The organism is Pantoea sp. M_10 (genome assembly GCF_008631515.1).
GTDB lineage: Bacteria > Pseudomonadota > Gammaproteobacteria > Enterobacterales > Enterobacteriaceae > Pantoea > Pantoea anthophila.
Map to the genome: position 1 here is coordinate 422,142 of NZ_VWUL01000001.1, position 23,785 is coordinate 445,926.

25 protein-coding genes are annotated in these 23,785 nt (G+C 58.8%); 16 read left to right on the forward strand and 9 right to left on the reverse strand.

Going from position 1 to position 23,785, the window contains the following annotated elements; translation table 11 throughout:
- Positions 1 to 61 precede the first annotated feature (61 nt).
- On the forward strand, positions 62 to 1,318 hold the full coding sequence (locus tag F3I47_RS02035) for a mechanosensitive ion channel family protein (RefSeq protein ID WP_009090423.1): 1,257 nt from the start codon (positions 62 to 64) through the stop codon (positions 1,316 to 1,318).
- Positions 1,319 to 1,353: 35 nt separating this feature from the next.
- Here F3I47_RS02035 and F3I47_RS02040 read toward each other — a convergent pair whose 3' ends face one another.
- Positions 1,354 to 1,647 carry a hypothetical protein gene (locus F3I47_RS02040; RefSeq protein WP_009090426.1) on the reverse strand — a complete coding sequence of 98 codons (294 nt, stop codon included), beginning with the start codon at positions 1,645 to 1,647 and terminating at the stop codon, positions 1,354 to 1,356.
- Positions 1,648 to 2,060: 413 nt separating this feature from the next.
- Here F3I47_RS02040 and treZ point away from each other — a divergent pair, with 413 nt between their 5' ends.
- From treZ to F3I47_RS02060, 4 genes are all read left to right on the forward strand, one after another.
- Positions 2,061 to 3,845: a malto-oligosyltrehalose trehalohydrolase gene (gene treZ, locus F3I47_RS02045; RefSeq protein ID WP_150029976.1), complete on the forward strand. Its 1,785-nt coding sequence runs from the start codon at positions 2,061 to 2,063 to the stop codon at positions 3,843 to 3,845.
- Entirely contained in the window at positions 3,842 to 6,370 is a 2,529-nt protein-coding gene (gene treY, locus F3I47_RS02050) for a malto-oligosyltrehalose synthase (protein WP_150029977.1), read from the forward strand. The genes treZ and treY overlap by 4 nt, the downstream gene beginning before the upstream one ends.
- 50 nt (positions 6,371 to 6,420) lie before the next feature.
- The gene (gene glgX, locus F3I47_RS02055; protein ID WP_058956644.1) at positions 6,421 to 8,496 is read left to right on the forward strand and encodes a glycogen debranching protein GlgX; all 2,076 of its coding nucleotides are present in this window, start codon (positions 6,421 to 6,423) and stop codon (positions 8,494 to 8,496) included.
- Between the two features lie 120 nt (positions 8,497 to 8,616).
- On the forward strand, positions 8,617 to 9,381 hold the full coding sequence (locus tag F3I47_RS02060; RefSeq protein ID WP_009090434.1) for an SDR family NAD(P)-dependent oxidoreductase: 765 nt from the start codon (positions 8,617 to 8,619) through the stop codon (positions 9,379 to 9,381).
- Between the two features lie 99 nt (positions 9,382 to 9,480).
- On the opposite strand, the gene F3I47_RS02065 is transcribed toward F3I47_RS02060, so the two are convergent.
- Complete coding sequence (locus tag F3I47_RS02065; protein ID WP_009090436.1) at positions 9,481 to 9,753, reverse strand: hypothetical protein; 273 nt, start codon at positions 9,751 to 9,753, stop codon at positions 9,481 to 9,483.
- Positions 9,754 to 10,134: 381 nt separating this feature from the next.
- Here F3I47_RS02065 and F3I47_RS22265 point away from each other — a divergent pair, with 381 nt between their 5' ends.
- From F3I47_RS22265 to F3I47_RS02075, 3 genes are read left to right on the forward strand one after another with little or no spacing between them, the layout of a single operon-like run.
- Positions 10,135 to 10,293: a hypothetical protein gene (locus F3I47_RS22265; protein ID WP_167428252.1), complete on the forward strand. Its 159-nt coding sequence runs from the start codon at positions 10,135 to 10,137 to the stop codon at positions 10,291 to 10,293.
- Between the two features lie 3 nt (positions 10,294 to 10,296).
- Positions 10,297 to 10,836: a TetR/AcrR family transcriptional regulator gene (locus tag F3I47_RS02070; protein ID WP_150029978.1), complete on the forward strand. Its 540-nt coding sequence runs from the start codon at positions 10,297 to 10,299 to the stop codon at positions 10,834 to 10,836.
- The gene (locus F3I47_RS02075) at positions 10,836 to 11,996 is read left to right on the forward strand and encodes an MFS transporter (protein ID WP_150029979.1); all 1,161 of its coding nucleotides are present in this window, start codon (positions 10,836 to 10,838) and stop codon (positions 11,994 to 11,996) included. The genes F3I47_RS02070 and F3I47_RS02075 overlap by 1 nt, the downstream gene beginning before the upstream one ends.
- 96 nt (positions 11,997 to 12,092) lie before the next feature.
- Here the strand turns inward: F3I47_RS02075 and F3I47_RS02080 are convergent, their stop codons facing one another.
- Positions 12,093 to 12,329, reverse strand: coding sequence for a hypothetical protein (locus F3I47_RS02080; RefSeq protein ID WP_009090441.1), 237 nt, complete (start codon positions 12,327 to 12,329; stop codon positions 12,093 to 12,095).
- A gap of 296 nt (positions 12,330 to 12,625) precedes the next feature.
- Between F3I47_RS02080 and F3I47_RS02085 the strand changes: the two genes are divergently transcribed.
- The 3 genes from F3I47_RS02085 (at position 12,626) to F3I47_RS02095 (ending at position 14,920) form a co-directional block, all read left to right on the forward strand.
- Positions 12,626 to 13,147 carry a GNAT family N-acetyltransferase gene (locus F3I47_RS02085; protein WP_140925210.1) on the forward strand — a complete coding sequence of 174 codons (522 nt, stop codon included), beginning with the start codon at positions 12,626 to 12,628 and terminating at the stop codon, positions 13,145 to 13,147.
- Between the two features lie 100 nt (positions 13,148 to 13,247).
- Positions 13,248 to 14,459: a diguanylate phosphodiesterase gene (locus F3I47_RS02090; protein WP_009090445.1), complete on the forward strand. Its 1,212-nt coding sequence runs from the start codon at positions 13,248 to 13,250 to the stop codon at positions 14,457 to 14,459.
- Positions 14,460 to 14,686: 227 nt separating this feature from the next.
- Positions 14,687 to 14,920 carry a DUF4060 family protein gene (locus F3I47_RS02095; protein ID WP_009090450.1) on the forward strand — a complete coding sequence of 78 codons (234 nt, stop codon included), beginning with the start codon at positions 14,687 to 14,689 and terminating at the stop codon, positions 14,918 to 14,920.
- 46 nt (positions 14,921 to 14,966) lie between these two features.
- Here the strand turns inward: F3I47_RS02095 and anmK are convergent, their stop codons facing one another.
- The gene (gene anmK, locus F3I47_RS02100; RefSeq protein WP_046101745.1) at positions 14,967 to 16,088 is read right to left on the reverse strand and encodes an anhydro-N-acetylmuramic acid kinase; all 1,122 of its coding nucleotides are present in this window, start codon (positions 16,086 to 16,088) and stop codon (positions 14,967 to 14,969) included.
- A gap of 282 nt (positions 16,089 to 16,370) precedes the next feature.
- On the opposite strand from anmK, the gene slyB reads away from it, so the two are divergent.
- Positions 16,371 to 16,838 carry an outer membrane lipoprotein SlyB gene (gene slyB, locus F3I47_RS02105; RefSeq protein ID WP_009090452.1) on the forward strand — a complete coding sequence of 156 codons (468 nt, stop codon included), beginning with the start codon at positions 16,371 to 16,373 and terminating at the stop codon, positions 16,836 to 16,838.
- A 37-nt stretch (positions 16,839 to 16,875) separates the two neighbouring features.
- Here the strand turns inward: slyB and slyA are convergent, their stop codons facing one another.
- Complete coding sequence (gene slyA / locus F3I47_RS02110) at positions 16,876 to 17,313, reverse strand: transcriptional regulator SlyA (RefSeq protein WP_009090453.1); 438 nt, start codon at positions 17,311 to 17,313, stop codon at positions 16,876 to 16,878.
- Positions 17,314 to 17,463: 150 nt separating this feature from the next.
- Here slyA and F3I47_RS02115 point away from each other — a divergent pair, with 150 nt between their 5' ends.
- The 3 genes from F3I47_RS02115 to F3I47_RS02125 are packed head-to-tail and all read left to right on the forward strand — an operon-like array spanning position 17,464 to position 20,560.
- Entirely contained in the window at positions 17,464 to 17,700 is a 237-nt protein-coding gene (locus F3I47_RS02115; RefSeq protein WP_009090455.1) for a DUF1656 domain-containing protein, read from the forward strand.
- A 5-nt stretch (positions 17,701 to 17,705) separates the two neighbouring features.
- On the forward strand, positions 17,706 to 18,563 hold the full coding sequence (locus tag F3I47_RS02120) for an HlyD family secretion protein (protein ID WP_009090458.1): 858 nt from the start codon (positions 17,706 to 17,708) through the stop codon (positions 18,561 to 18,563).
- A complete protein-coding gene (locus tag F3I47_RS02125; protein WP_150029980.1) occupies positions 18,560 to 20,560 on the forward strand; it encodes an FUSC family protein in 2,001 nt (666 codons plus the stop codon). The genes F3I47_RS02120 and F3I47_RS02125 overlap by 4 nt, the downstream gene beginning before the upstream one ends.
- Here the strand turns inward: F3I47_RS02125 and F3I47_RS02130 are convergent, their stop codons facing one another.
- From F3I47_RS02130 to F3I47_RS02145, 4 genes are all read right to left on the reverse strand, one after another.
- Entirely contained in the window at positions 20,561 to 21,028 is a 468-nt protein-coding gene (locus tag F3I47_RS02130) for a hypothetical protein (protein ID WP_009090461.1), read from the reverse strand.
- Between the two features lie 130 nt (positions 21,029 to 21,158).
- The gene (gene sodC, locus F3I47_RS02135) at positions 21,159 to 21,677 is read right to left on the reverse strand and encodes a superoxide dismutase family protein (protein ID WP_150029981.1); all 519 of its coding nucleotides are present in this window, start codon (positions 21,675 to 21,677) and stop codon (positions 21,159 to 21,161) included.
- Between the two features lie 84 nt (positions 21,678 to 21,761).
- Complete coding sequence (locus F3I47_RS02140; RefSeq protein WP_150029982.1) at positions 21,762 to 22,658, reverse strand: aldo/keto reductase family oxidoreductase; 897 nt, start codon at positions 22,656 to 22,658, stop codon at positions 21,762 to 21,764.
- 68 nt (positions 22,659 to 22,726) lie between these two features.
- Positions 22,727 to 22,966: a DUF1289 domain-containing protein gene (locus tag F3I47_RS02145; RefSeq protein ID WP_009090473.1), complete on the reverse strand. Its 240-nt coding sequence runs from the start codon at positions 22,964 to 22,966 to the stop codon at positions 22,727 to 22,729.
- A gap of 174 nt (positions 22,967 to 23,140) precedes the next feature.
- Here F3I47_RS02145 and F3I47_RS02150 point away from each other — a divergent pair, with 174 nt between their 5' ends.
- Entirely contained in the window at positions 23,141 to 23,737 is a 597-nt protein-coding gene (locus tag F3I47_RS02150; protein WP_150030059.1) for a TetR/AcrR family transcriptional regulator, read from the forward strand.
- Positions 23,738 to 23,785 lie beyond the last annotated feature (48 nt).

The following is a 23,785-nucleotide window of genomic DNA, read 5'->3' on the forward strand; positions in this document are numbered from 1 at the left end:
TTAACATCCGCCCCTCTGCTGTGGTTGAATTCGCCCCTTACATTTTTTGCACGTGGTTATCATGCATTACATACAGAGTCTGATGCGTTTTATTGAGGGAAACAGCGTGTTGTCGGCCAGCTTCAGCCTGCTGCTGCTGATAATGGCCGGGATGGTCACTCACCTGATCTGCAAATTCTTCATCGTCAAAGTGGTCAGGAAAGTCTTCTTCAGCAGCCACAAACAGGGCGTGCCGCTGGACAAAGATGTGCGCCTCTCGCAGAAGCTCTCCAATTTTGTGCCGGTCATTGTGGTCTACAATTTCCTGCAGTTCATGCCCGGCCTGCCGGAGCATCTGAAGATCGCCGTGCAGACCATCTGCGGCATCCTGTTCTTTATCTATCTGTCGATCTTCTTCAACGAAGTGCTGGAGATCGTTAACAGCTCCTATTCGCGCAAATCGAAGCGCAAGAATCACTCGATTAAAGGCTACATCCAGATCGGTAAAATCCTGGTGCACATTATTGCCGCGATCATGATTCTGGCGATTATGTCCAACAAGTCACCGGCGATCATCATCTCCTCGCTGGGTGCGGTGGCCGCCGTGCTGATGCTGATCTTCCAGCATACGCTGCTGTCGCTGGTGGCCAATATTCAGCTCTCCTCCAACGACGTGCTGCAGCTGGGCGACTGGATTGAGATGCCGGATAACAATATCAGCGGGGAGGTGATCGATATTGCGCTGCACACCATCACCATCCGCAACTGGGACAACACCATTTCGCGCATCCCGACCAAGAACTTCCTGACCGAGACCTACACGAACTGGCAGGCGATGTTCTCCTCCGGTGCGCGCCGTATCATGCGCAGCTTTTATCTGGATCAGAAGTCGATCACCTTTGTGAATCAGGAGATGTTGCAGTCGATGAGCCAGATCCGCATCGCCAGCGAAGCGATCACCGGGCTGCTGGACGGGCGCGACATCAGCGCTGTGGGCGACCGCTGGTTTATGGAGAACGGCATTACCAATCTGATGGTGTTTCGTAAGTTCCTGACCGCCTGGCTCGCCCAGCGTCACGATATTCAGAAAGAGATGTATATCGTGGTGAGGCCGCTGAAACCGTCACCGGATGGGTTACCGGTGGAGATCTACTGCTTCACCTCCTCCATTCTGTGGGTGGATTATGAGAATACCCAGGCGGAAATTTTTGAGTTTATCTATTCGATGGCCCGTCTGTTTGAACTGCAGATCTATCAGCATCCGGCAGGGTCCGATTTCGCCCGGCTGGCTCAGCCGCACCCCGGAAGCCGGGACGCGCAGCAGAGCAGCGAACAGTAACCCCCCACGCGCGGCGGCCCCTGCTGCCGCGCGGTTCAGCTTTTACTCAGCGCATAGTTCAGCACTCTGTCATTTTTCATCTGCACGGTCAGCGTCTGCCCCTCGGTGGTATTCAGGGTGCGCGCCTCACTGTAGGTCCATTTCAGCAGCCGCTGCCCGTCCGGGTAGGGCGTTTCACTGTCGGGCTGGCCGAACAGGGCGATCAGCTGGGCTTTGGTGGTCTGACCGGCATGAATCTGCTGCAGATGCGAATTGTCCAGCCGGTGTCCGACCCGGTTAGAGCAGGCAGAAAGCAGCAGCAACACGGCTAACAGGGCGTTTTTCCTCACATCCTCTCCTTAAACATTCAGCGTCACGGGCGAGCCTGTCCGGACGTGCCTGAGCTTATAGCGAATCCGCCCCCTGCGTCAGCCTTTTCTGCGCCGTCCCCGCTTTCTGTCACCCCGAATCACGCTGATTCAGCGTCATAAACGCAAATTTTGTTCACCAGCCCCTCCGCCGCCCGGCGAGGGCAACATCTTAGTCTATGATTATTCACTGTAGCCGCGTGGAAGCGGTCTCACCGCCCTTTTCCACCGCATCACACTGAATACCAGTCCAGCTTCCTGGCTGAAGAGACGCGCCGGCCCACCCGGCATCCTGGTCTCGCTGGCAGGTTTATGATTTTTGACATTTGCATGATCAACATCCTTTTCGCGCGATGGACGCCATTGCGCATTTCCAGGCTAAATGAGGCAACTGAATGGAATCCAAATCTTTTTCCAAAAGCTGGGGCGCTGAACGGGTTGCCCGTGATGAGGTGCGTTTTCGCCTCTGGGCAACCGGCCAGCAACGTGTGACGCTGCGCCTCTCCGGTAAAGACATAGAGATGACCCCGCAGGCTGACGGCTGGTTTGAGACGCAGGTTGCCGGTGTGGCCGCCGGCGCGGAGTATGACTTTGTGCTGGCCGATGGCACAGCCGTGCCCGATCCCGCCGCCCGCGCCCAGAAAGCGGAGGTCAACGGCCCCTCTCTGGTGATCGATCCTGATGCTTATCAGTGGCAGAACACGGCGTGGCGCGGCCGTCCGTGGACGGAGTCGGTGGTGTATGAACTGCACATCGGCACCTTTACCCCCGAAGGCACTTTCCGGGCCGCGATTGAAAAGCTTCCGGTGCTGGCGGAAACCGGCATTACCATGATCGAGGTGCTCCCGGTGTCGCAGTTTGGCGGCAACCGCGGCTGGGGCTACGACGGCGTGCTGCTCTATGCACCGCACGCCGCCTACGGCACACCCGATGATTTCAAAGCCTTTATCGACGCAGCGCACGGCCACGGTCTGTCGGTGGTGCTCGATATCGTGCTGAACCACTTCGGCCCGGAGGGCAACTATCTGCCCCTGCTCTCGCCTGACTTCTTCCATCAGGAGCGCAAGACGCCGTGGGGGGCAGGCATCGCCTATGATGTTGATGCGGTTCGTCGCTACATAGTGGAGGCGCCGCTCTACTGGCTGCAGGAGTTTAATCTCGACGGCCTGCGTTTTGACGCCATCGATCAGATTGACGATCCCAGCGAAAAGCATGTGCTGATTGAGATTGCCGAGCGTATCCGCTCGACGATTACCGATCGCCCTATCCATCTCACCACCGAAGACTGCCGCAATGTCACCTTCCTTCATCCGCGTGATGAAAAAGGCGACGCTCCGCTGTTCACGGGGGAGTGGAACGATGACTTCCACAACGCCGTGCATGTGCTGGCGACCGGGGAAGATCACGCTTACTACCAGGACTTTGCCGATCATCCGGCGCAGCAGGTGGCGCGGGCGCTGGCAGAAGGCTTTGTCTATCAGGGCGAAGTGTCGAAGCAGTCAGGTGAACCGCGTGGGGTGAAAAGCAGCAGCCAGCCGCCGGTGGCCTTTGTCGACTTTATCCAGAACCACGATCAGACGGGCAACCGGGCGCAGGGTGAAAGGCTCATCAGCCTGGCTGGCGCCGCGCGCACTCAGGTGCTGCTGGCCACCCTGCTGGTTTCGCCGCATATCCCGCTGCTGTTCATGGGCGAAGAGTATGGCGAAACCCAGCCGTTCCTGTTCTTCACCGATTTCCACGGCGATCTGGCTAAAGCGGTGCGCGAAGGCCGCGCCAGAGAATTTGAAGGCCATGCCGGTCACGGTGAAACCGTGCCGGACCCTAATGATGTGACCACCTTTGAACAGTCGAAACTTAACTGGCAGAAGAGGGAGACGCCGGAAGGCCAGCAGTGGCTGGCACTGACGCGCCAGCTGCTCAGCCTGCGTCAGCAGCATATCGTGCCGCTGCTGCAGACCGCCGGGGGGGACGCCGGCCAGGTGATCACGACGTCAGAGGGCTTCCTCGCGGTGCGCTGGGACTTCCCGGCGGGCACGCTCTCCCTGGCGCTGAACGTCAGCAACCGCACGCAGCCGATCCCCGATCTGCCGGGTAAGACCCTGTTTGCCTGGCCGCAGGCCGCAACTGAACTCGCGCCTGACTCTATCGTGGTGCGTCTGGCTAAGGGAGAAACCGCATGACTATTCCAACCGCAACCTATCGCATCCAGTTCCGCAACGGCATGACCTTTGACCGCGCCGCGGCGCTGGTGCCCTATCTGAAACAGCTTGGGATCAGCCATCTCTACGCCTCGCCGATCTTCAGCGCGACCGCGGAGTCCACCCACGGCTATGACGTCACCGACGTCAACGAGATCGAGCCCGCCATTGGCGGACGCGAAGGATTTGATCGGATGGTCGCCGCGCTGCAGGCCGCCGGACTGGGCCTGATCCTCGACATTGTGCCGAACCATATGGCCGCGTCGCTGGAGAACCCGTGGTGGCGCGACGTGATCGAACATGGCGAACAGAGTCGCTACGCCAGCTATTTTGATATCGACTGGTCACGTCGCCTGACACTGCCGTTCCTCGGTGACACCTTTGAGGCGGTGCTGGCGAATGGCGAGATCAGCGTGCAGCGCGACCCGCAGAGCGGCAAGCCGGCGCTGGCCTACTTTGACAATTTCTACCCGCTGGACCCAAGGACCTGGCAGGATCGGGAAGAGGCGGTGCTCGCCCTGCGCGATGCCGCAGAGATCGCGGCCCTGCATGACCAGCAGCCGTGGCGACTGATGTCCTGGCGCGATGCGCCGCGCGACCTCTCCTACCGGCGTTTCTTTGAGGTGACCGGTCTGGTGGGCGTGCGCGTGGAGGACAAAACGGTCTTTGACGCAGCGCACCAGCTGATTCTTGAACTGGTTCACAGCGGCGCGGTGCAGGGCTTACGGGTGGATCACGTCGATGGCCTGGCCGATCCGCGCGGCTATCTGGAGCAGCTGCGCCAGGCGGCGGGTCCCGACTGCTACCTTACCGTGGAGAAGATCCTGGGTGAGGATGAACAGCTGCCGGATGAGTGGCCGGTTTCCGGTACCACCGGCTATGAGTTTATGGCGGCGCTCGCCAACCTGCTGGTCGACAGCGATCGCCTGAGTAGCCTGCGCAAAGCCTATCAGGCGGTGATTGGCAAAACCGTGGACATGAAAGCGGAGCTGCGCGCCGCCAAGCTGTTGATGGCGAACCGTAATTTTGCCGGTGAATTTAACCGGTTACTCCAGCTGGCGCTGACGATTGCCGACGCAGAGGGCACGCCACAGCCGGAGCCTGAGCTGAAAAATGCGCTGCGCGAGCTGCTGGTGGCGTTCCCGGTCTATCGCACCTACGGCACCCCGGAGGGCCTGACCCCTGCCGACCACCAGCTGCTGCAGCAGGTGGTCGGTCAGGTGAAAGCCAGCGCCACGGCACCAGACAGCGCGGCGCTCGACTTTCTGACCCGGATTCTGCGGGCAGAGGTCGCCTCTGCGGCCCGCGAGGATGCCACGCAGTTCCGCACCCGCTTCCAGCAGCTGACCGGCCCGCTGATGGCGAAGTCTGTCGAAGATACGCTGTTCTTCCGTCAGCACATGGCGCTGGCGCTGAATGAGGTCGGCGCTGAACCGCTGGCGCGTCACTTCTCGCTGGCGCAGTTCCACGCCGAAATGCAGGCGCGGCGCGAACATCAGCCCGATGCACTGTCGGGCACCTCAACGCACGACACCAAACGCGGTGAAGATGCGCGTGCGCGGCTCTATACCCTGACCGAAGCGCCGCAGCGCTGGGCGGATTGCGTGAGCCGCTGGCGGGAGATGAATCAGGATCAGGTCGTCCGGCTGAAAGATGGCCCGGCCCCGGAGCCGGCGGTCGAATGGATGCTCTATGAAGCGCTGGCCGGAGTCTGGCCGACCACCCTGCAACCGGACGACGCAGAAGGTCTGGCGGCGCTGGAAGCCCGCTTTGTGGTTTACGTGGAAAAAGCGCTGCGTGAAGCCAAGCTGCGCACCGACTGGGCCGACAACAATGACGCCTATGAAGAGGCGGTGCTGGGCTATGCCCGTCACCTGCTCTCGCCCGCCAGTCACGCCTTCCTTAATGACTTCTGCGAGGCGCTGCAGCCCTTTATCCGCGCGGGCCTGGTCAACAGTCTGACCCAGACCGTGGTGAAACTCACCGCGCCGGGCGTGCCCGATATTTATCAGGGCAGCGAGGCGCTGGACTTCAGCCTGGTCGACCCCGATAACCGCCGCGAGCCCGACTTTGACGCGCTGGCCGCCATGCTCAGTGCGCCGCAGCACGACGGCAGTGAGGCCCACTGGCGGCGTGGCCAGGTTAATCAGCAGGCGATTGTGAAACTGCTGGCGCTGCGCCAGCAGCAACCTGACCTGTTCCGCCACGGCGACTATCTGGCGCTGGAAGCCGGGGGTGGGCAGCCGGACAAGGTGCTGGCCTTTGCCCGCACCCATGGGGATCAGGCGGTGATTGTCATTGTGTCGCGCCGGGTCTTTGACGCCCTGCCGGAAAACCTGGATCAGCCGCCTGCGGCGCGCTGGGCAGAGATCAGCCTCGCCCTGCCGGACGGGCTGCGTCAGCGTCATTATGAGGATGTGCTGAGCGGTAACACGCTCGATGCAGGCGATGCGCTGGCGCTGGGCGACCTGGCATCGCAGTGGTGCGCCGTGCTGGTGGCACGCTGAAATCTTTTTTCTGTTACGCGTCAATCTGTTCACTGAATAACGAGGCATCAATGTCAAACAGTCAGCGTTTTGAAATTACGGCGGGTTACAGCCATTTGCTGGGGGCAAACTTTGATGGTCAGGGCGTAAACTTCGCCCTGTTCAGTGCCCACGCCGAGCGGGTGGAACTCTGTCTGTACGATCCCAGCGGTAAAACGGAAATCGCCCGTCTGGAACTGCCGGAATATACCCATGAAATCTGGCACGGCTATGTGCCGGGTCTGAAGCCAGGTGCGCTTTATGGCTATCGCGTCTATGGTCCCTACGACCCGGAGAATGGTCATCGCTTTAACCCGAACAAGCTGCTGCTTGATCCCTACGCCCGCGAACTGGCGGGCGACATCGCCTGGAACGAGGCACACTTCGCCTACGATCTCTATCACGACGATAAAGATCTCACTTTTGACAGCCGCGACAGCGCGCCGTTTACACCGAAGTGCCGCGTGGTCGATCCCAACGAGTTTGACTGGCAGGACCGGAACCGTCCGAACGTGCCATGGCCGAAAACGGTGATCTATGAAACCCATGTCAAAGGCTTTACCCAGCTCAACACGGCGCTGCCGCCCGAACTGCGCGGCACCTTTGACGGCATGGGCCATAAAGCGACCGTCGACTACATCAAAAGCTTAGGCATTACCTCGGTCGAGCTGCTGCCGGTGCACTGGTTCCCGGATGATCAGCATCTGCTGGATAAAGGGCTGAAAAACTTCTGGGGCTACAACACGCTGGGCTTCTTTGCGCCCGCGACCCGCTACTTCGGTCCGCGCGGCATTCAGGGCTTCCGCGACATGGTTCGCGCCTTTCATGATGCCGGCATTGAGGTGATCCTCGACGTGGTTTACAACCACACCGCCGAAGGGAATGAGCTGGGGCCGACGCTGTCGTTTAAAGGCATCGATAACTTCTCCTACTACCGGACCCTGCCGGACCAGCACCGCTACTACATCAACGACACCGGAACCGGCAACACCGTTAATACCTCGCATCCGCGCGTGCTGCAGATGGTGCTCGATTCGCTGCGCTACTGGTCTGAGTCGATGCATATCGACGGTTTCCGTTTTGACCTCGGCACCATTCTGGGGCGCGAACCGGATGGCTTTGACCCGCGTGGCGGCTTCTTCGATGCCGTGATGCAGGACCCGATCCTGTCACAGAAAAAGCTGATTGGAGAACCCTGGGATATCGGACCGGGTGGCTATCAGGTCGGCAGCTTCCCGCCAGGCTGGGCAGAGTGGAACGACCAGTATCGCGACACGGTGCGCGACTACTGGAAAGGCAACAACGTTTCGACCGACTTTGCCGCCCGTCTGCTCGGATCCGGCGATCTTTACGATCAGCACGGCCGTCGCCCGTGGGCCAGCGTCAACTTCGTGACGGCGCACGATGGCTTCACGCTCAACGACCTGGTCTCCTACAACGACAAGCACAACGATGAGAATGGCGAAGATAACAACGACGGTCACAATGACAACCGATCGTACAACTATGGCGCAGAAGGCCCAACGGACGACGAAGGCATCAACGCCGTACGTGAGCGCCAGAAGCGTAACTTCCTCGCCACCCTGATCTTCTCACACGGCACGCCGATGCTGCTGGCAGGCGATGAGTTTGGCCGCAGCCAGATGGGCAACAACAACGGCTACTGCCAGGACAGTGAAATCTCCTGGGTTCACTGGGATAACCTGCCGGAATCCGCCGAAGCGCTGCGCGCGTTCACCCGCCAGATCCTGAGCCTGCGTGCTCAGCAGCCTCTGCTGCGTCGGGAGAACTGGCGCGACGGCATGGATATCAAATGGTTTAACGCCGGCGGCGGGTTCCAGCAGAGTGAGCAGTGGGATGAAGGCTCCACGCTGGGCGTCTATATCGGGCGGCCCGACCTGCAGACCGAAGAGGGTATCTGGCACGATGTGCTGATGCTGCTTAACCCGTTTGAGGGCAACGTGCCCTTCCGCATCCCGCAGTTTGGTGAAGGGGGCTGGGTGCTGGAGCTGACCACCAGCGACGTGGCGAAACGCGGTCTGGTCATCACCAAAGAGAAGGATTTTGAGCTGGAAGGACGCAGCTTCGCCCTGTTCAGACGTCCCTGATTAGGGATGACGGTAAGGCTTCAGGCGCAGCGCCTCTGACGCTGCGCTTGAATTTCTGGCAATCACTGCCAGGCTTAACCAATTGTTAAACGTGAAAATTGATGCTGATAAGGAGGCATAATGTCCAGATTTACGCAGAAAGTTGTGGTTGTGACAGGTGCCGGGTCCGGCATTGGTGAGGCGAGCGCAAAACGCTTTGCCGAAGAAGGCGCGTCAGTGGTGCTGGTGGGACGCACCGCGCAGAAACTCGAAGAGACGCTGGCCGGACTGACGCCGGGTGACCACCTGGTAGCGGCCTGCGACGTCTCAGACGCTGCCCAGGTTAAACAACTGTCAGAAACCGTGCTGAATAAATATGGCCGGGTTGACGTGCTGGTGAATAATGCTGGCGTGATTGTCCAGGGCCGCATCCATGAAGTGGACCTTGAGGACTGGAAAACGCTGATGAAAACCGACCTGGACGGGGTTTTCCACGGCGTTCACTACTTCATGCCTGCCCTGCTGAAGAGCAAAGGTAACGTGGTTAACATCTCCTCGGTCTCCGGCTTAGGCGGTGACTGGGGCATGAGCATCTACAATGCCGCCAAAGGGGCGATCACCAACTTTACGCGCGCTCTGGCGATGGACTACGGCGCGGACGGCGTCCGCATCAATGCGATCTGTCCGGGCTTTACCTTTACCGATCTGACGGAAGATACAAAACAGGATCCGGCGCTGCTTGAGCGCTTTTACGATCGTATTCCACTGCGTCGCGCGGGTGAGGCGGATGATATCGCCAGGGCTATTGTCTTTATTGCCAGCGATGAGGCGAGCTATATTACCGGCGTCAATCTGCCGGTCGATGGCGGGCTGACCGCATCAAACGGACAGCCTAAACAGGCATAATCCTCAGGGCAGCGTATTAACGCTGCCCTTTTTTAATTCAGACTACCCCCGCTTTTATTCCCGCCCTTATCTGCTTTCCCGGAAAAAAGAGCCCGGCGCTTAATGTTTTGGCGTATGACGGGTTGGCGTGGCAGCGCGTGCCGGTTTAATTACCGTACTGCTGCCCGGACAAATAAAAGTACTGAGGCAGGCATTACAGAGAATGGCATTGGCATGATGTATTTTCGCCACGGCCAGCGCCTGCTGACGGGTATAAAGCGAACCAATAAACACGCGCTTATCGTTCTTTGACAGATTAACGCAACCTTCTTTGTGTAAAATCCATCCACCCATGGGACGCGGGCACAGATAATAATAGCTGGCTTTGAGCATGGTAGTCATCCTGATAGTTGCTGTATGTGTCTTAAAAAAACGAACCAAAATTCGTAAGAGATTTTATTTGTAATCTGAAGCTTTATTAAACTAACTGAGAATTATCCCTAAAACCACTTTATTACAGAGTGCGGACTGACTTTGAGAATATGCCCTTTTTACCCGCTTCACTCGCTTCAGCTATTTATCGCCGCCGATCCCCGCCTGCCGCTTCAGCGCGTCATAAGCATTTACCGTGCTAATGCATGCCAGAACAGCGAAAAAATACAATTATCTATCAATATCAATATATTATTACAAATAACTTCCGGAAGAACCGCTTCTGCCGTCCGGGTCATATCAGACGCAGCGCTAAAATCACTTACCCCCGCAGGGGTAATTATGAGTATTAATGAACTGAAGCTGAAAAAGCGTGAAAGCGACAGAGGGCGCGCCTTTAAGCGGAACGCTAAATCCCCCGGCTTCGCGGATTTATCAATACCGGTGGACGCATCCAGCCGTGCCCGGTTTGCAAAAGTAAAACGAACGGTTTACTTTTAAAGTATGAAAAAACGCGATGACATCATTCAGGCTGCCGAGCGGCTGTTTTACACCCACGGGTTCCACGCCACCAGTACCGACCAGCTCTGTCGGGAAGCGGGCGTCTCCACCCGAACCTTCTATCATCACTTTCCCTCACGCGAGGCGATGACCGCTGCGGTGATGGCGGCGCGTGAGCAGCGATTTATGGCTGAGCTGCTGCCGGCCCACCAGCCGGAGGCGATCGCGCAGCTGTTTAGCGTGCTGGCCAGCTGGACAGAGGCAAACGGAGCGCACGGCTGCTTCTTCCTTAAAGCCTGGGGAGAATATGCCGGACGGGATCAGGCGCTGGCAGAGCAGGCGCTGGCATTCCGCGCCACCATGCGCCGCTACATCACCGACTGTGTAACCTGCCTGCACGGTGCCGAAGATCGATCATTGAGCGATGCCATCTGGATGCTCTTTGAAGGGGCGATTACCACCGCGCTGATTACCGGCCCCGCCGCCGCGCAGCATGCGGCGCAGATCGCCAGCCAGCTGCTGCTCCAGAAAGGGCCTTCCTGATGAGGTCGCCTGCTGCGCTGGCTCTGACCGGCTTCAGCCTGATCGCGGTAACCTATGGCATGGCCCGCTTCTCATGGGGGTTGATGCTGCCCGCCATATCGGCAGCGATCCCGTTAAGCCCGCAGCAGACGGGTCTGCTCTCCGCCTGCAGCTTTGTCTCTTACTGTCTGACCATTCTCAGCGCCGCGACGCTGGCCCGGCGCTACGGTGCGCGGCTGACGGCGCTACTCGCCTCACTCTGTGCGACGGCAGGTCTGCTGCTGCTTGCCCTCGCCACCTCGCCGCTGCTGCTGGCGGCCGGGCTCTTTATCGCCGGATTCAGTTCCGGCCTGGCGTCTCCCGCCCTGGCGGCGGCAGTCAGTGCCTGTGTGCCCGCGGCGCGCCAGCCGCGCATCAACACCCTGATCAATGCCGGTACCAGCGCGGGGATTATTCTCTCCGTTATCATTCTCGGCACGCTGCCGGGCGGCTGGCGCGCCGCCTGCGGGCTGTTCGCCCTGCTCGCTCTGGCCTGTGCGCTGCCGGTGATGCGTCACATATCCTCTCACACCGCTGCTCAGAGGCCGCAGAGGCGTCACGGGCAGCCGCGCCTGTACTGCCGCGCACTGCGGCGGCTGATGGGCATTGCGCTTGTTTCAGGCCTGATCAGTGCGGCCTGGTGGAGTTTTGGATCGGTGCTGCTGCGTCAGCACGTCGGCGTGGATGCGGAGAGTGCCCGTTTGCTCTGGCTGATTGCCGGAGGAGCGGGCATTGCCGGTGTGCTTACCGGCCCGCTGGCTGCCCGTATCGGACTGAATGGGGTCTACCGGCTCGCGCTGTGCGGAATGGCCGTGCCGCTGCTGGTGCTGGCTTTTAGCCGGGGCGACTCTGCGGGCTTAATGGTGGCGGTGGCCTGTTGTGGCGCAGGCTATGTCACGCTGTCAGGGGTGTTGCTGGTCTGGGGCGCGCAGGCCACCGCTGACGATCCGGCAACCGGCGTCGGGATGCTGTTCTTTATGCTGGCAGCAGGTCAGGTGGTGGGATCGCTGCTGTTTGGCCAGCTCTATGCCGCGCTGGGCGCCGTTACGGCTTTGACGCTGTTTGCTGCCAGTGCCCTGCTGCTGCTGTTTGTTGTTCCGCGCCGAGTGAAAGCGCCACAAAGCGATCGGCGGCAGCCGTGAACAGAGCGAAAAGAGGGATAACGCACATTTTCTGGCGAATAAATATAACCTCCGCACGCGGAGGTTATTAAGCGTGGCGGGCGAGAGCGGAATTAATCAGTTCAGCGCCCGGATATTATTAATGCGCGGATTAATCGTCTGCTCAGTTAAATCGTCATCAGCACCAAGATAATAAGGCACGACGCAATGCCTGCCATCTTTGGTAAAAATAATCTGGTTATCGTGCAGAAATAGCGCAGTGAAATGACCGAGCACCACACCATTTAATTCAAAGCAGTGATTTCTCGCGGCGCGCAGCCCCTGCTTACTTTTCAGAAAATCAACAAATCGCATCACGCCGCACCCCCGGATATTAAATCAGCTCAACCGAAACCGCAGAGATAATAGCCCTAACCCTGGAATGAATCATCCGGCTGGCGCGGTTTTCAGAAAAGGCTTAATACCCCCGGATATCGCCTCTTTCATGCTGCCTGGCATTCTGCCCTCCGATTTGCCAGGATTAATCCTGGTAAGCGAGCCGACAGGAGAGAATGCGCACCCGCAAGATTTTCATTGCGTCCCCTGACGACCCGCTATACCGTTGTTTTTTCACCAGGTACAGCCGTTAAAGATAATACCGGAGCGTGACAATGGAAATTTTTGCAGCAGAGGATGTTCATATCCCGGCGATTCAGCAGATTTACGCCTGGCATGTTCTTAATGGCACCGGCTCCTTTGAGACGGTTCCGCCTGATGTCGCCGAAATCGCCGGGCGGATGCACAAGATTCAGCAGGCGGGCCTGCCGTGGTTTATCGCCGTCAGCGACGGTGAGGTGTGCGGTTTCTGCTATCTGGCCCCCTATCGTCCGCGTCATGCTTACCGGCACACGCTGGAAGATTCGATCTATATCGATCCGGGATTTCAGCAGCGTGGCATCGGGTCACGCCTGTTACATCATGCGATTGCCTGGGCAGAGCAGGCGGGGTTTCGTCAGCTGATCGCTAATGTAGGCGACAGCGGGAACCAGGGCTCCATTGCGCTGCATCGCGCAGCGGGCTTTGAGATGACCGGCATCCTGCGTTCGGTCGGGTTCAAACAGGGTCGCTGGCTGGATACGGTTTTTATGCAGCGTGCGCTGGGAAAAGGTGATTCAGCGCTTCCTGTCGACTAAAATAGTTCCAGAGTAAGAAAGGCGCACTCCCCCTCGTTCTCCCCAGGAGAACCTTCTGGTAAGGTGTGTTAACAAAAAATAAAAAATCCCGGAAATCTTTATGTTGTCGACAATCATCTACAGAAGCCACATCACTGAAAATGTGTCACTGGGGCTTCTGCATGATTTGGCATTAAAAGCGAACAAAATCAACAAATCATCCAGCGTCACCGGGATTCTGTTGTTCAATGGAACACACTTTTTTCAGCTGCTGGAAGGTCCGGAAGCGGCCGTAAAAGCGGTCTATAACCGGATTTGCCAGGATCCGCGCCATCATAATCTGGTTGAACTGTTGCGCGACTACGCCCCGGCGCGACGGTTTGGTCACGTCGGTATGGAACTGTTCGATCTCCGTCTGCACGATAAAGAGACGGTACTGGAAGCGGTGCTGGAGAAATGCACCACCCGCTACCAGATGACCTATTCCGACCGCGCTCTGCAGTTCCTGCGTACCTTTGTCGAAGCGCGGGAAAAAGAGAACTATTTTGAGATCCCTTCCGCCAGCGGCTGGACCTTTATCCGCGACGAGTCAGAGCAGCGTGAAGGCGATGCCGCACTGATGGCGACGGATGAGGTCAGCTTCGCGTTTCAGCCGATCGTCGATCCCTTTGCCTGTGAAATCGTTTCACTGGAGGCACTGCTGCGCGGCCCGCAGGGTGAACCGCCACTGGATTATTTTGCCGGACTGTCACGTGAACAGCTCTATCAGACCGATCTGCAGTCGAAGAAAATCGCGTTTGCTCAGGCAAAACAGCTGGGGATTGAGGGGATGACCCTGTCGATCAACCTGCTGCCGATGACGCTGGTGGAAGTGCCCGATGCGGTTCCGTTTTTGCTGGAGGCGATCGCGGCCCAGGGGCTGGTGCCGGAGCAGATCATGGTGGAGTTCACCGAGAATGAAATTATCTCGCAGCCGGATGCCTTTGAAGCGGCCCTTCGCCAGCTGAAGGCGGCGGGCATCAGCCTCGCGCTGGACGATTTTGGCGCCGGCTTCGCCGGGCTGTCGCTGCTGACCCGCATTCAGCCCGACAAGATCAAGATTGACCGGGCGATTATCTCAGGCGTGCATAAAAGCGGACCGAAGCAGGCGATCATTCATGCCATTCTGAAATGCTGCTCGTCACTGGAGATCGGCGTGATCGCGGAGGGCATCGAACAGCCCGAAGAGTGGATGTGGCTCGAAGCGGCAGGCGTGACCCAGTTTCAGGGCTTCCTCTTCTCAAAACCTGAGCTGAACCGCATTGCGGCCGTCGCCTGGCCAGAGCTGCTTTAACCCCCTGCGATTTGGATGATTTTGCGCTTCTCTGCCTTGCCGGATCCCCTGGCGACTGCTAAATAATAAACAGCGCCGGGCGATCATTTTTCTGTCATCTTCGCCCGGCAGAGTCAGTTATTGCCCAGTCTGTGATTACCGATTTAGCAGTCAGATGTTCAGTGTTTAGGCCAGCGCAACGCGCCATGCGTGCGACGTGACTCCAGGGACAGCATTTGAGGAACTGAATGAAGCAAATCATCCGCGGTGATAAAGAACCCTCCCATATCCTGGCAGCAACCCGTGCGCTCGAAGCGCACTACGCCCGCTACGGAGAAGGCAATAAGTACCATCCCATCATCTACTCCATCGCCTACCGCAGCCGTTTTTATCAGGTCGAAGTCATTACCCGACGCGAAACCATGGTGGCAACCGTGATTACCGGCGTCCGTAACCTCACTCATCTCCCCGGTGCCGCCTGACGGTCACCCCTTACCCAGCGGGGGCTGACCGCCCCCGGTTCGCAGGTTAACGCCGGTAGAGCGCATTGGCCGGATAGATGGCGCCAATCACGCTCTTCTCCCGCGCCCCCGTTACCGCAGGCAGATTGCCCGGCAGCCCGGAGAGCGTACGAAACGCCAGCCAGGCAAACGCCAGCGCCTCCATATCGTCCCCGCTGATACCCGCCGCATCGGTGGTAGTCACTTCGGTGCCGGGAAGATGAGCAGCCAGGCGCGCCATCAGCAGCGGATTGCGGCTGCCGCCGCCGCACACCAGCAGACGGTCACAGCCATCGTTGAGCAATATCTGCTGGGTGATGGTTATGGCGGTCAGCTCCACCAGCGTCGCCTGCACATCCTGCGGAGCCAGCCCCGGGAAATAGCGCAGATGCTGCTCCAGCCAGCCCAGATTAAAGTGCTCGCGACCGGTGCTTTTCGGTGGCGGAAGCGCAAACCAGGGCTCCCTTAAGAGCGCCTCCAGCAGCGCCGGAACCCGCGTACCGCTTCGCGCCCACTGCGCATCTTTGTCATACGGCAGACCCTGATTCCGCCAGATCCAGGCATCCAGCAGCATATTACCGGGACCGGTATCGAAACCCCGCACCGGCTGCCCCGGTATCAGCAGCGAAAGGTTAGCGATGCCGCCAATATTCAGCACCATGCGGCGTTCCGTGGCATCCATCAGCAGGGCCTGATGAAAAGCCGGCACCAGCGGCGCGCCCTGTCCGCCCAGCGCCATGTCACGGCGACGGAAGTCGCCCACCACCGTGACGCCGGTCGCCGCCACAATCTGGTTGTTGTCGCCAATCTGCAGGGTGTTGGGCGCGTCGCTCTGCGGCTCATGCCAGACGGTCTGACCGTGACAGCCAATTGCCGTGATATCGCTGGCCTCAAGGGATTCGCGCTTCATCAGCGTGACGACCGCCTCGGCAAACAGCTGGCCGAGACGGGTGTCCAGCTGCCCCAGCTGCGACAGCGTCAGGGATTGTCCCTGACAAATCGCGAGGATCGCCTGGCGCAGCCCGGCGGGGATAGGATGCGAATAGCTCGCCTGCTGAGCCACCATATTTTCGTCAATGGCCGCCAGCACCACATCCACTCCATCCAGGCTGGTGCCTGACATTACTCCGATATAGCGTCCTGATTTCATAGCCATTCCTTACATCCGGCGGGAGGTGCAATTTATCTGCGGCTAGCCTGACAAATTACACCCGCTAATTCTATGATTAATTTGTTTTTATCCAAATGTGCTGACCGGTAACGCCGCGGGACTATTTTTGATCCACGATTGAATTATTGTTGATCTTACATAGTCTATGCTTCGTTCAACCGTGTTTTATTCGGACAGGGATTAATTTGCCAGGTTTGTGTCTTATACTGTGAGCAGGATACAGCGGTAAACGTGGCGCCTTCTCGACTAAAGGAGTTTCAGATGATTAAGCGTGTAATTGTGGTCGCTCTGACCGGTGTGATGCTGGCAGGTTGTAGCAATACCAGTACGCTGTCGGGTGATACCTACAGTGCCAGTGAAGCCAAGCAGGTGCAGAGCGTCTCTTACGGTACGTTAGTTTCCGTTCGCCCGGTGAAAATCCAGGGTGGCGATGAGAGTAACGTTATCGGTGCCATCGGCGGTGCCGTGCTGGGTGGCTTCCTGGGTAACACGATTGGCGGCGGCGCAGGTCGTAGCCTGGCGACAGCCGGTGGTGCGGTGCTGGGCGGCGTTGCGGGCCAGGGCGTTCAGGGCGCAATCAATAAAACCGATGGCGTTGAGCTGGAAATCCGCAAGGATGATGGCAACACCATCATGGTGGTTCAGAAACAGGCCGCCTCACGCTACTCCGTTGGCCAGCGTGTCGTGATGGCCTCTAACGGCAGCCAGGTCACCGTTTCACCTCGCTGAGATAGCAAAAAAAAACCGACGCCTGGGCGTCGGTTTTTTATTTCTCTTTGTTCTGCAGTTCGAGAATGTTTTTCTCAAGCCGGGCAATAAGCGTCACCATCTGGCTGATCTCTTCCCGACTGATGCCGGACAAAATGTCGTCCCGCGTCTCATCAATCACGCTCTCCACCTGCTCAATGATAGGCTCCGCCTGCTGCGTGAGTTTGATGCGCTTGGCGCGACGATCGCTGGCACAGGTCGAGCGGGTAATTAACCCTTTTTCTTCGAGCTGATCCAGCGTGCGGACCAGGGAGGGCTGTTCAATGCCAATCGCCTTGGCTAACTGGATCTGCGACTGTTCGGGCGGCAGTTGATGAATATTGTGCAGCGTCACCCAGTGAGTCTGAGTCAGCTCAAGCGGCTTCAGCCGCTGATCAATCAACGCGCGCCAGATGCGCACCAGGCGAGATAAATCCGTTCCGAGGGGCGTATCCATTTCATCTCCTTATAATTAGCTTGCTAGCTATCAAGCCAGATTCTACACTATTCTGCGAGTTTACAGGACAAATTACAAATCCCGGGCCAGGCCAGGAAATCGCGGCAGCGCTCTCCCCCTGCCGTTTGGGTTAACGAGGGATGTTATCACGTGCTCACCTCCGCTTTTTCAGGCGCGAAACCGCTGACCGATCTGGTCGTGGGCGCCTCACTGTTTTTTCCGCCGATATTCAAAGCGGTGCTTCTTGGCTTCTTTTTCTGGCTGCTGATCCACCCCCTGGTGCGCGGCTGGATCTACTCCGGCGACGTCTGGCATCCCACCCTGTTTGATCTCTCCCTGTTTGTGCTGTGCGTTACCGCCGCACTCTGGCTCATCGGTCACGGATAATCGATATGAAATTTAACGCGGTAAAATATTTTTCCACCCTCATCGTCTTCGCCCTGGCGCTGCTGGCGGGGGGCTGGCTCTGGAACTACTACATGCAGTCCCCGTGGACCCGCGACGGTAAGGTGCGGGCAGAGCTGGTGGATATTACGCCTCAGGTGTCGGGCCGGATTGCTCAACTCAGCGTCACCGATAATCAGTTTGTCCATCAGGGCCAGCAGCTGCTGACGCTCGACCCGGTGCCGTGGCAGATTGCGCTCGACAACGCCGCCGCCCAGCTGAGCAAAGCGCAGGCGGATCTGGCGAAAGCGCAGCATGAATTTAACCGGCGCGCTCATCTGCCGCGTAACATTATCTCTGCAGAAGATCTCGATGCGGCACGCCTCAGCGCCGGAGCCGCGGCTGCCAGTGCCAAAGCGGCGCAGGCGGAATGGGAGCGGGCACGCTGGAACCTGCAGCAGACGACGCTGACCGCCCCGACAGATGGCTGGATCACCAATCTGACGCTGCGGCCGGGCAACTATGCCGCGGCGGGAACGCCCCTGTTTGCGCTGGTGGACAGTCACTCTTACTACGTGATGGGCTATTTTGAAGAGACCAAGCTGCGCCATATTCATCCGGGCGCCGCGGCACAGGTGGTGCTCTACAGCAATGGCGCGCAGCTGCAGGGCCAGGTGGAGAGCATAGGTCGCGCCATTTACGACCAGAGCATTGAGACGGACAGCGGTCTGGTGCCCGATATCAAACCCAATGTGCCCTGGGTACGGCTGGCGCAGCGGGTGCCGGTGCGCATTCGTCTCGACCCGCTTCCGGCACACACTGAGCTGATTGCCGGTACCAGCTGCACCATCTCCATCCAGCCATGAATATGCAGTGGCTGGCCTGGGATCAGCTGCCCTGGATTAAGGCGACGGGCGGACAGTGGCGCTACGCGTTGCGCAACGCGATATCGATGTGTCTCGCGCTGAGTATCGCCTACGGTCTGGATCTCGATGAACCTTACTGGGCGATGACCTCTGCCGCCGTCATCAGCTTTCCCACGGTCGGCGGGGCAATCAGTAAAAGCCTTGGCCGCATCGCCGGCAGTCTGGTCGGGGCGAGCGCCGCCCTGCTGATTGCCGGTCACACGCTGAATGAACCGTGGCTGTTCACCTTTGCCATCGCTGGCTGGCTGGCGCTCTGCACCGGCATTGCCAGCCACTATCAGAATAATGTCGCCTACGCCTTCTCCCTGGCCGGTTATACCGCCGCCATCATCGCTTTCAGCAGCGTCAATATTACGGACATTACCGCATTGTGGACCATCGCCCAGGCGCGCGTCTGCGAAGTGATCTCCGGCATCCTGTGCGCCGGGTTGATGATGATGGTGCTGCCGAGCACTTCCGATGGTGAGACGCTGATTACCTCGCTGAAACAGATGCACGCCCGGCTGCTGGAACATGCGGTCCTGCTGCTGCAGCCTTCCGCCAGCGAGGGGATCCGCACCGCGCATGAGACGGTCATCAGCCAGATCCTGACCATGAATCTGCTGCGCATTCAGGCGTTCTGGAGTCACTATCGCTTTCGCCGCCAGAACAACGTCCTGAACTACGTGCTGCACCAGCAGCTGCGTCTTACCAGCGTGCTCTCCAGTCTGCGCCGCATGCTGCTGAACTGGCCCGACGCCCCTGCCGCGCTGTTTGAGGCGCTGCAACAGCTGCTGGCGGAGCTGGCGAAACCGGACTGCGACAAATACCGGCTGGCACAGATCCTGCGCAGCGTGACACCGGCGGCGTTGGGGGACTATCGGCAGCGCGCATTCTCTCACCGGCTGAGCTACTTCTGCTGGATGTACCTCAACGTGCTGCGCTGGATCCGGCTGCTGGATCGTGCCGATGCGGATACCCGCTTTCAGCCTCCGCCGGTTCCGGCGCTGGCGCGCGACAGTGACAGTGCCGAAGCGGGCTGGAGCGCCCTGCGCACCTTCTGCGTTATCGTGCTGGGCTGCGCCTTCTGGATCAACACGCAGTGGTCTTCAGGCGCTTCCGCCCTGACTCTGACCGCGATCGCCTGTGTGCTCTACGCCTCTGCGCCCTCACCCGGCGGCAGCGTGACGCTGCTGCTGAAAACGCTGCTCTGGCTGTTTGCTTTCAGTTTTGTGATGAAGTTCGGCCTGATGGTGCAGATCAGCCTGCTGTGGCCCTTTTTACTGGTTCTGTTTCCGCTGCTGGTGACGCTGCAACTCTTTAAGTTACAGCAGAAACAGCGTGCCGGGATGTGGGGACAGTTCATCGTCTTTATGGGCTCGTTTATCGCGGTCACTAACCCGCCCGTCTGGGACTATCAGGCGTTCTTCAACGATAATATTGCCAAAGTGTGCGGGGTACTGCTTGCCTGGCTGGCTTTCCAGATCCTGCGTCCCAGCTCCGATGCCCGGCGCAGCCGACGGCATATCCGGGCACTGCGGCTGGCGTTCCTCGATCAGCTGCGGCGACAGCCCCGGCTCAGCGAAAGTCGTTTTGAATCGCAGATCTACCATCGCATCAGCCAGCTCAGTCACAGCCGGGATGAACAGGCGCGGGTCTGGCTGCTGCGCTGGGGGGTGGTGCTGCTCAACTGCTCGCATATTGTCTGGCAGCTGCGTGACTGGGATGCCGGTCCGGCGTCGCTGCTGCGGTTTCGCGATGAGAGCCTGCAGAATTTACAGCAGATTATCAGCAGCCGTGGCGTGCAGCACAGCTCGCTTGATCGGATGCTGCTGGAACTGGAGGAGACGATCGCCTCGCTGCTGGCGCAGGGCAGCAACGAGGCCAGTGAACTGGCGGGGATTATCTGGCGCCTGCGCTGTTCGCTGGCACAGCTGAAACAGGCGGTTTCGGCCTGACTACTGACAATACTGCTGCTGCTGCCGGTTAAAATCGTCCTGCAGCTGTTGCAGCGTTTTGTGCCCCTCAAAACGGGTCTTATCCATCTCGGTCATCGGTTCGATCACCAGCGCTTTCTCATCCGGTGAGAAGATAAAGCGGCGCGTCAGTTCGCTGCCGGTGAAGCTCTGACCGTGAATACCGCCGCACACCATGGTCATGGTGCGGCGATAAATCGTGGTTTCAGTGAAATTGGTTTCCGTGGCGCTGCGGAAGACCTGATCGCACCCCTTCGCTTCCAGCCTGCGCACCGTGCTGCGGCTCAGCCATTCGCGACCTTTGGCAATCTTTTCGCAGGTGACACGCATCGGGCTGGTATCGATGGTGCGCTGAAGCTCCCGCCCGGTTTCAGTAACCAGTTGCGTATCATTGGGTTTATCGCATCCCACCAGCAGCAGACTCAGCAGTAATGCGCCCTTGAATTTCATGTTCCTGCTCCTTTCCCCATCACGCTTTCGTACCTGAATCAATATCATAGGGGGGAAATGCAGGGGATGGTACAACAATTAATAAACCGGCAGGAGAAAAGCGGGCGGCTGGCATGGGCCGCCCGAAAATTCAGATAACGCCGCAGGCGTAACGTGCCCCGCCGCCACCCAGCGGTTTGGGATGGTCGGCATGGTTGTCACCGCCGACATGGACCATCAGCGCTTTGCCTTTAATCTCACTCAGCGACTTCAGTCGTGGTGCCAGTACCGGATAGGTTGCGTTACCCTGGTCATCAACATAGACCGCAGGCAGGTCGCCCAGATGCCCTTCCGCATACGGCCCCAGATGTTTGCCGGTGTTAGCCGGATCGAGGTGTCCCCCGGCCGCCCCGGCAGCCACCACTTTGCCCTCAGACTCGCCCGGCTCACAGCTGCCTTTGGCATGGACATGGAATCCATGAATGCCCGGCGTCAGCCCTTTCAGATCCGGTGTGAACTGCAGACCATACTCTGTCTCATCAATCTTTACGGTGCCTAGCGATTTCCCTATGCCCTCAGCGGTGACCTGATGAACCGTCACCTGTTCACTGGCGGCATGGGCTGACCCACAGGCGATCAGCGCGAATAGCGCGACTGCTTTCATTTTCATGATGACTCCGTTTGCATACCAGGGTGTGCAATAAGTCTGGTCGCTGTTGGGCTAGTTTGCTGAAAATTGACGCACTTTTACGCTTCAGGGCACATCGTAGCCCAGCGCGGCCTTACGAATGCGGAACCACTGCTGACGTGACAGCGTCACGCTCAGCGCACCGACCGCGTCGCTGACCCGCGCCGTTTTGCCCGACCCGATGATCGGCAGCGGACGCGACGGCAGCATCAGAATCCAGGCATAGACCACCTGATCCAGGCTGCTCGCCCCGGTCTCCTGACGCACCCGCTCCAGTTCATCGCGCAGTGGCTGGAAGTGGGGATCATTAAACAGGCGACCGCCACCCAGACAGGACCAGGCCATTGGCCGGATACGCAGTTGCTGACACTGATCCAGCGATCCATCCAGCAGTCCGCTCTGCTGCACAGGGGAGATCTCCAGCTGGTTAGTGACCAGCGAGAACGGCAGGCGCGACTGCAGCAGGGAGAACTGGGCCGGGGTAAAGTTGGAGACGCCAAAGTGCAGTACCTTGCCGCACTGATGCAGAGCCATAAAGGCATCGGCGACCTGATCCGCGTCCATCAGCGGATCGGGACGATGGATCAGCAGCAGGTCGAGACGATCGGTGTGCAGGTGACGCAGCGAATTTTCTGCGCTCTGGACGATATGCTGTTTATCGGTGATGTAGTGACCAATCTGGTTTTCCGGGCGGGCACGGGTAGCGATGCCGCATTTGGTCACAATCTGCAGCCGATCGCGCAGGCCAGGGGCCAGCTTCAGCGCCTCACCAAACGCCGCTTCACACTGATAGTCACCATAGATATCGGCGTGATCAACGGTGGTAATACCGAGGCTGAGGTGATGCTCAATAAATGCGAGCCGCTCCTGAGGCGACATGCCCCACTCCATCAGACGCCAGTACCCCATAACCAGCGGTGAAAAATCGGGCCCCTGCAGAGCAATGGCTTGCGGTTGTGACATGACGATCTCCCTGTTGCACGTTGGCTGACATTAGCGTGTCAGAGAGTATAACGGAAAGCGCCAGGCCGTCAGAATAACTCCGGCTGCTGCGGTGCGGGTGGCTCCTCGCCCTTTTGCTGGCGCAGCAGACGCTGACGCCGCATCTGGCACAGGCGAATCACCTCGCGCTTCTGGGCATCACTGAAGCGCAGCCAGTTAAACCGCTCATCACGGCTGCGTAAACATCCCAGACAGTAGCCGCGCGCATCGCTCTCGCAGATGCCGCGACAGGGGCTGGGAACCGGGAAAAACTCAAGCTGCTCGGCCACTACGTCTCCGGAGTCACAGAATAACCAGTCAAAGTAACAGCGTAGCCTGGTTGCACAGGAAATGAGCCTCAGCCGGTCACAATAATCGGGTTGTCGCGCGAACGGGTGAACACTCTGTGCCATCGGGTGGGCCGATCGTTGCAACCGACCGACTGGTCTACTACTCTCAGTGCCATGAATAAGACGCCACAACGCAACGAAACCCGCGAGCACCTGCTTCAGACAGGTGAGCAACTCTGTCTGCAACGCGGGTTCACCGGAATGGGCTTAAGCGAACTGCTGTCACAGGCGGCCGTACCAAAAGGCTCCTTCTACTATTACTTCCGTTCCAAGGAGGCGTTTGGCGTGGCGTTACTGGAACGCTACTTTGCACGCTTCCTGCAGGATGTGGAATTACAGCTCAGCCGGACGGATGGCACCCCGCGCGAACGCCTGCTCAGCCACTTCCGTTTAGCGGTCAATCTGTTCGTTCAGCAGGGCCACATTGTGGGTTGCCTGGGCGTGAAAGTCTCTGCGGAAGTCTGCGATCTCTCTGAGCCGATGCGCGATGCCCTGCAGCAGGGTGCGGCGAAAATCACCGCGCTCTATGCGCGGACGCTGACTGAAGCTGTGCAGCAGGAGTCGCTGAACCTGCCGCAGCCGCCTGCACAGATGGCGGAGTTGCTGTCGCTGCTCTGGCTGGGTGCCAGCCTGCAGAGCAAAATTTCCCGCGAGGCGCAGCCCCTGCGCCTCGCACTGAGTACCATCGAACAGTGGCTAGAACGCCACTGATTTTTAAAAAACGTGTTTGTAGACGACTGGTCTACTAATCAGGAGCTA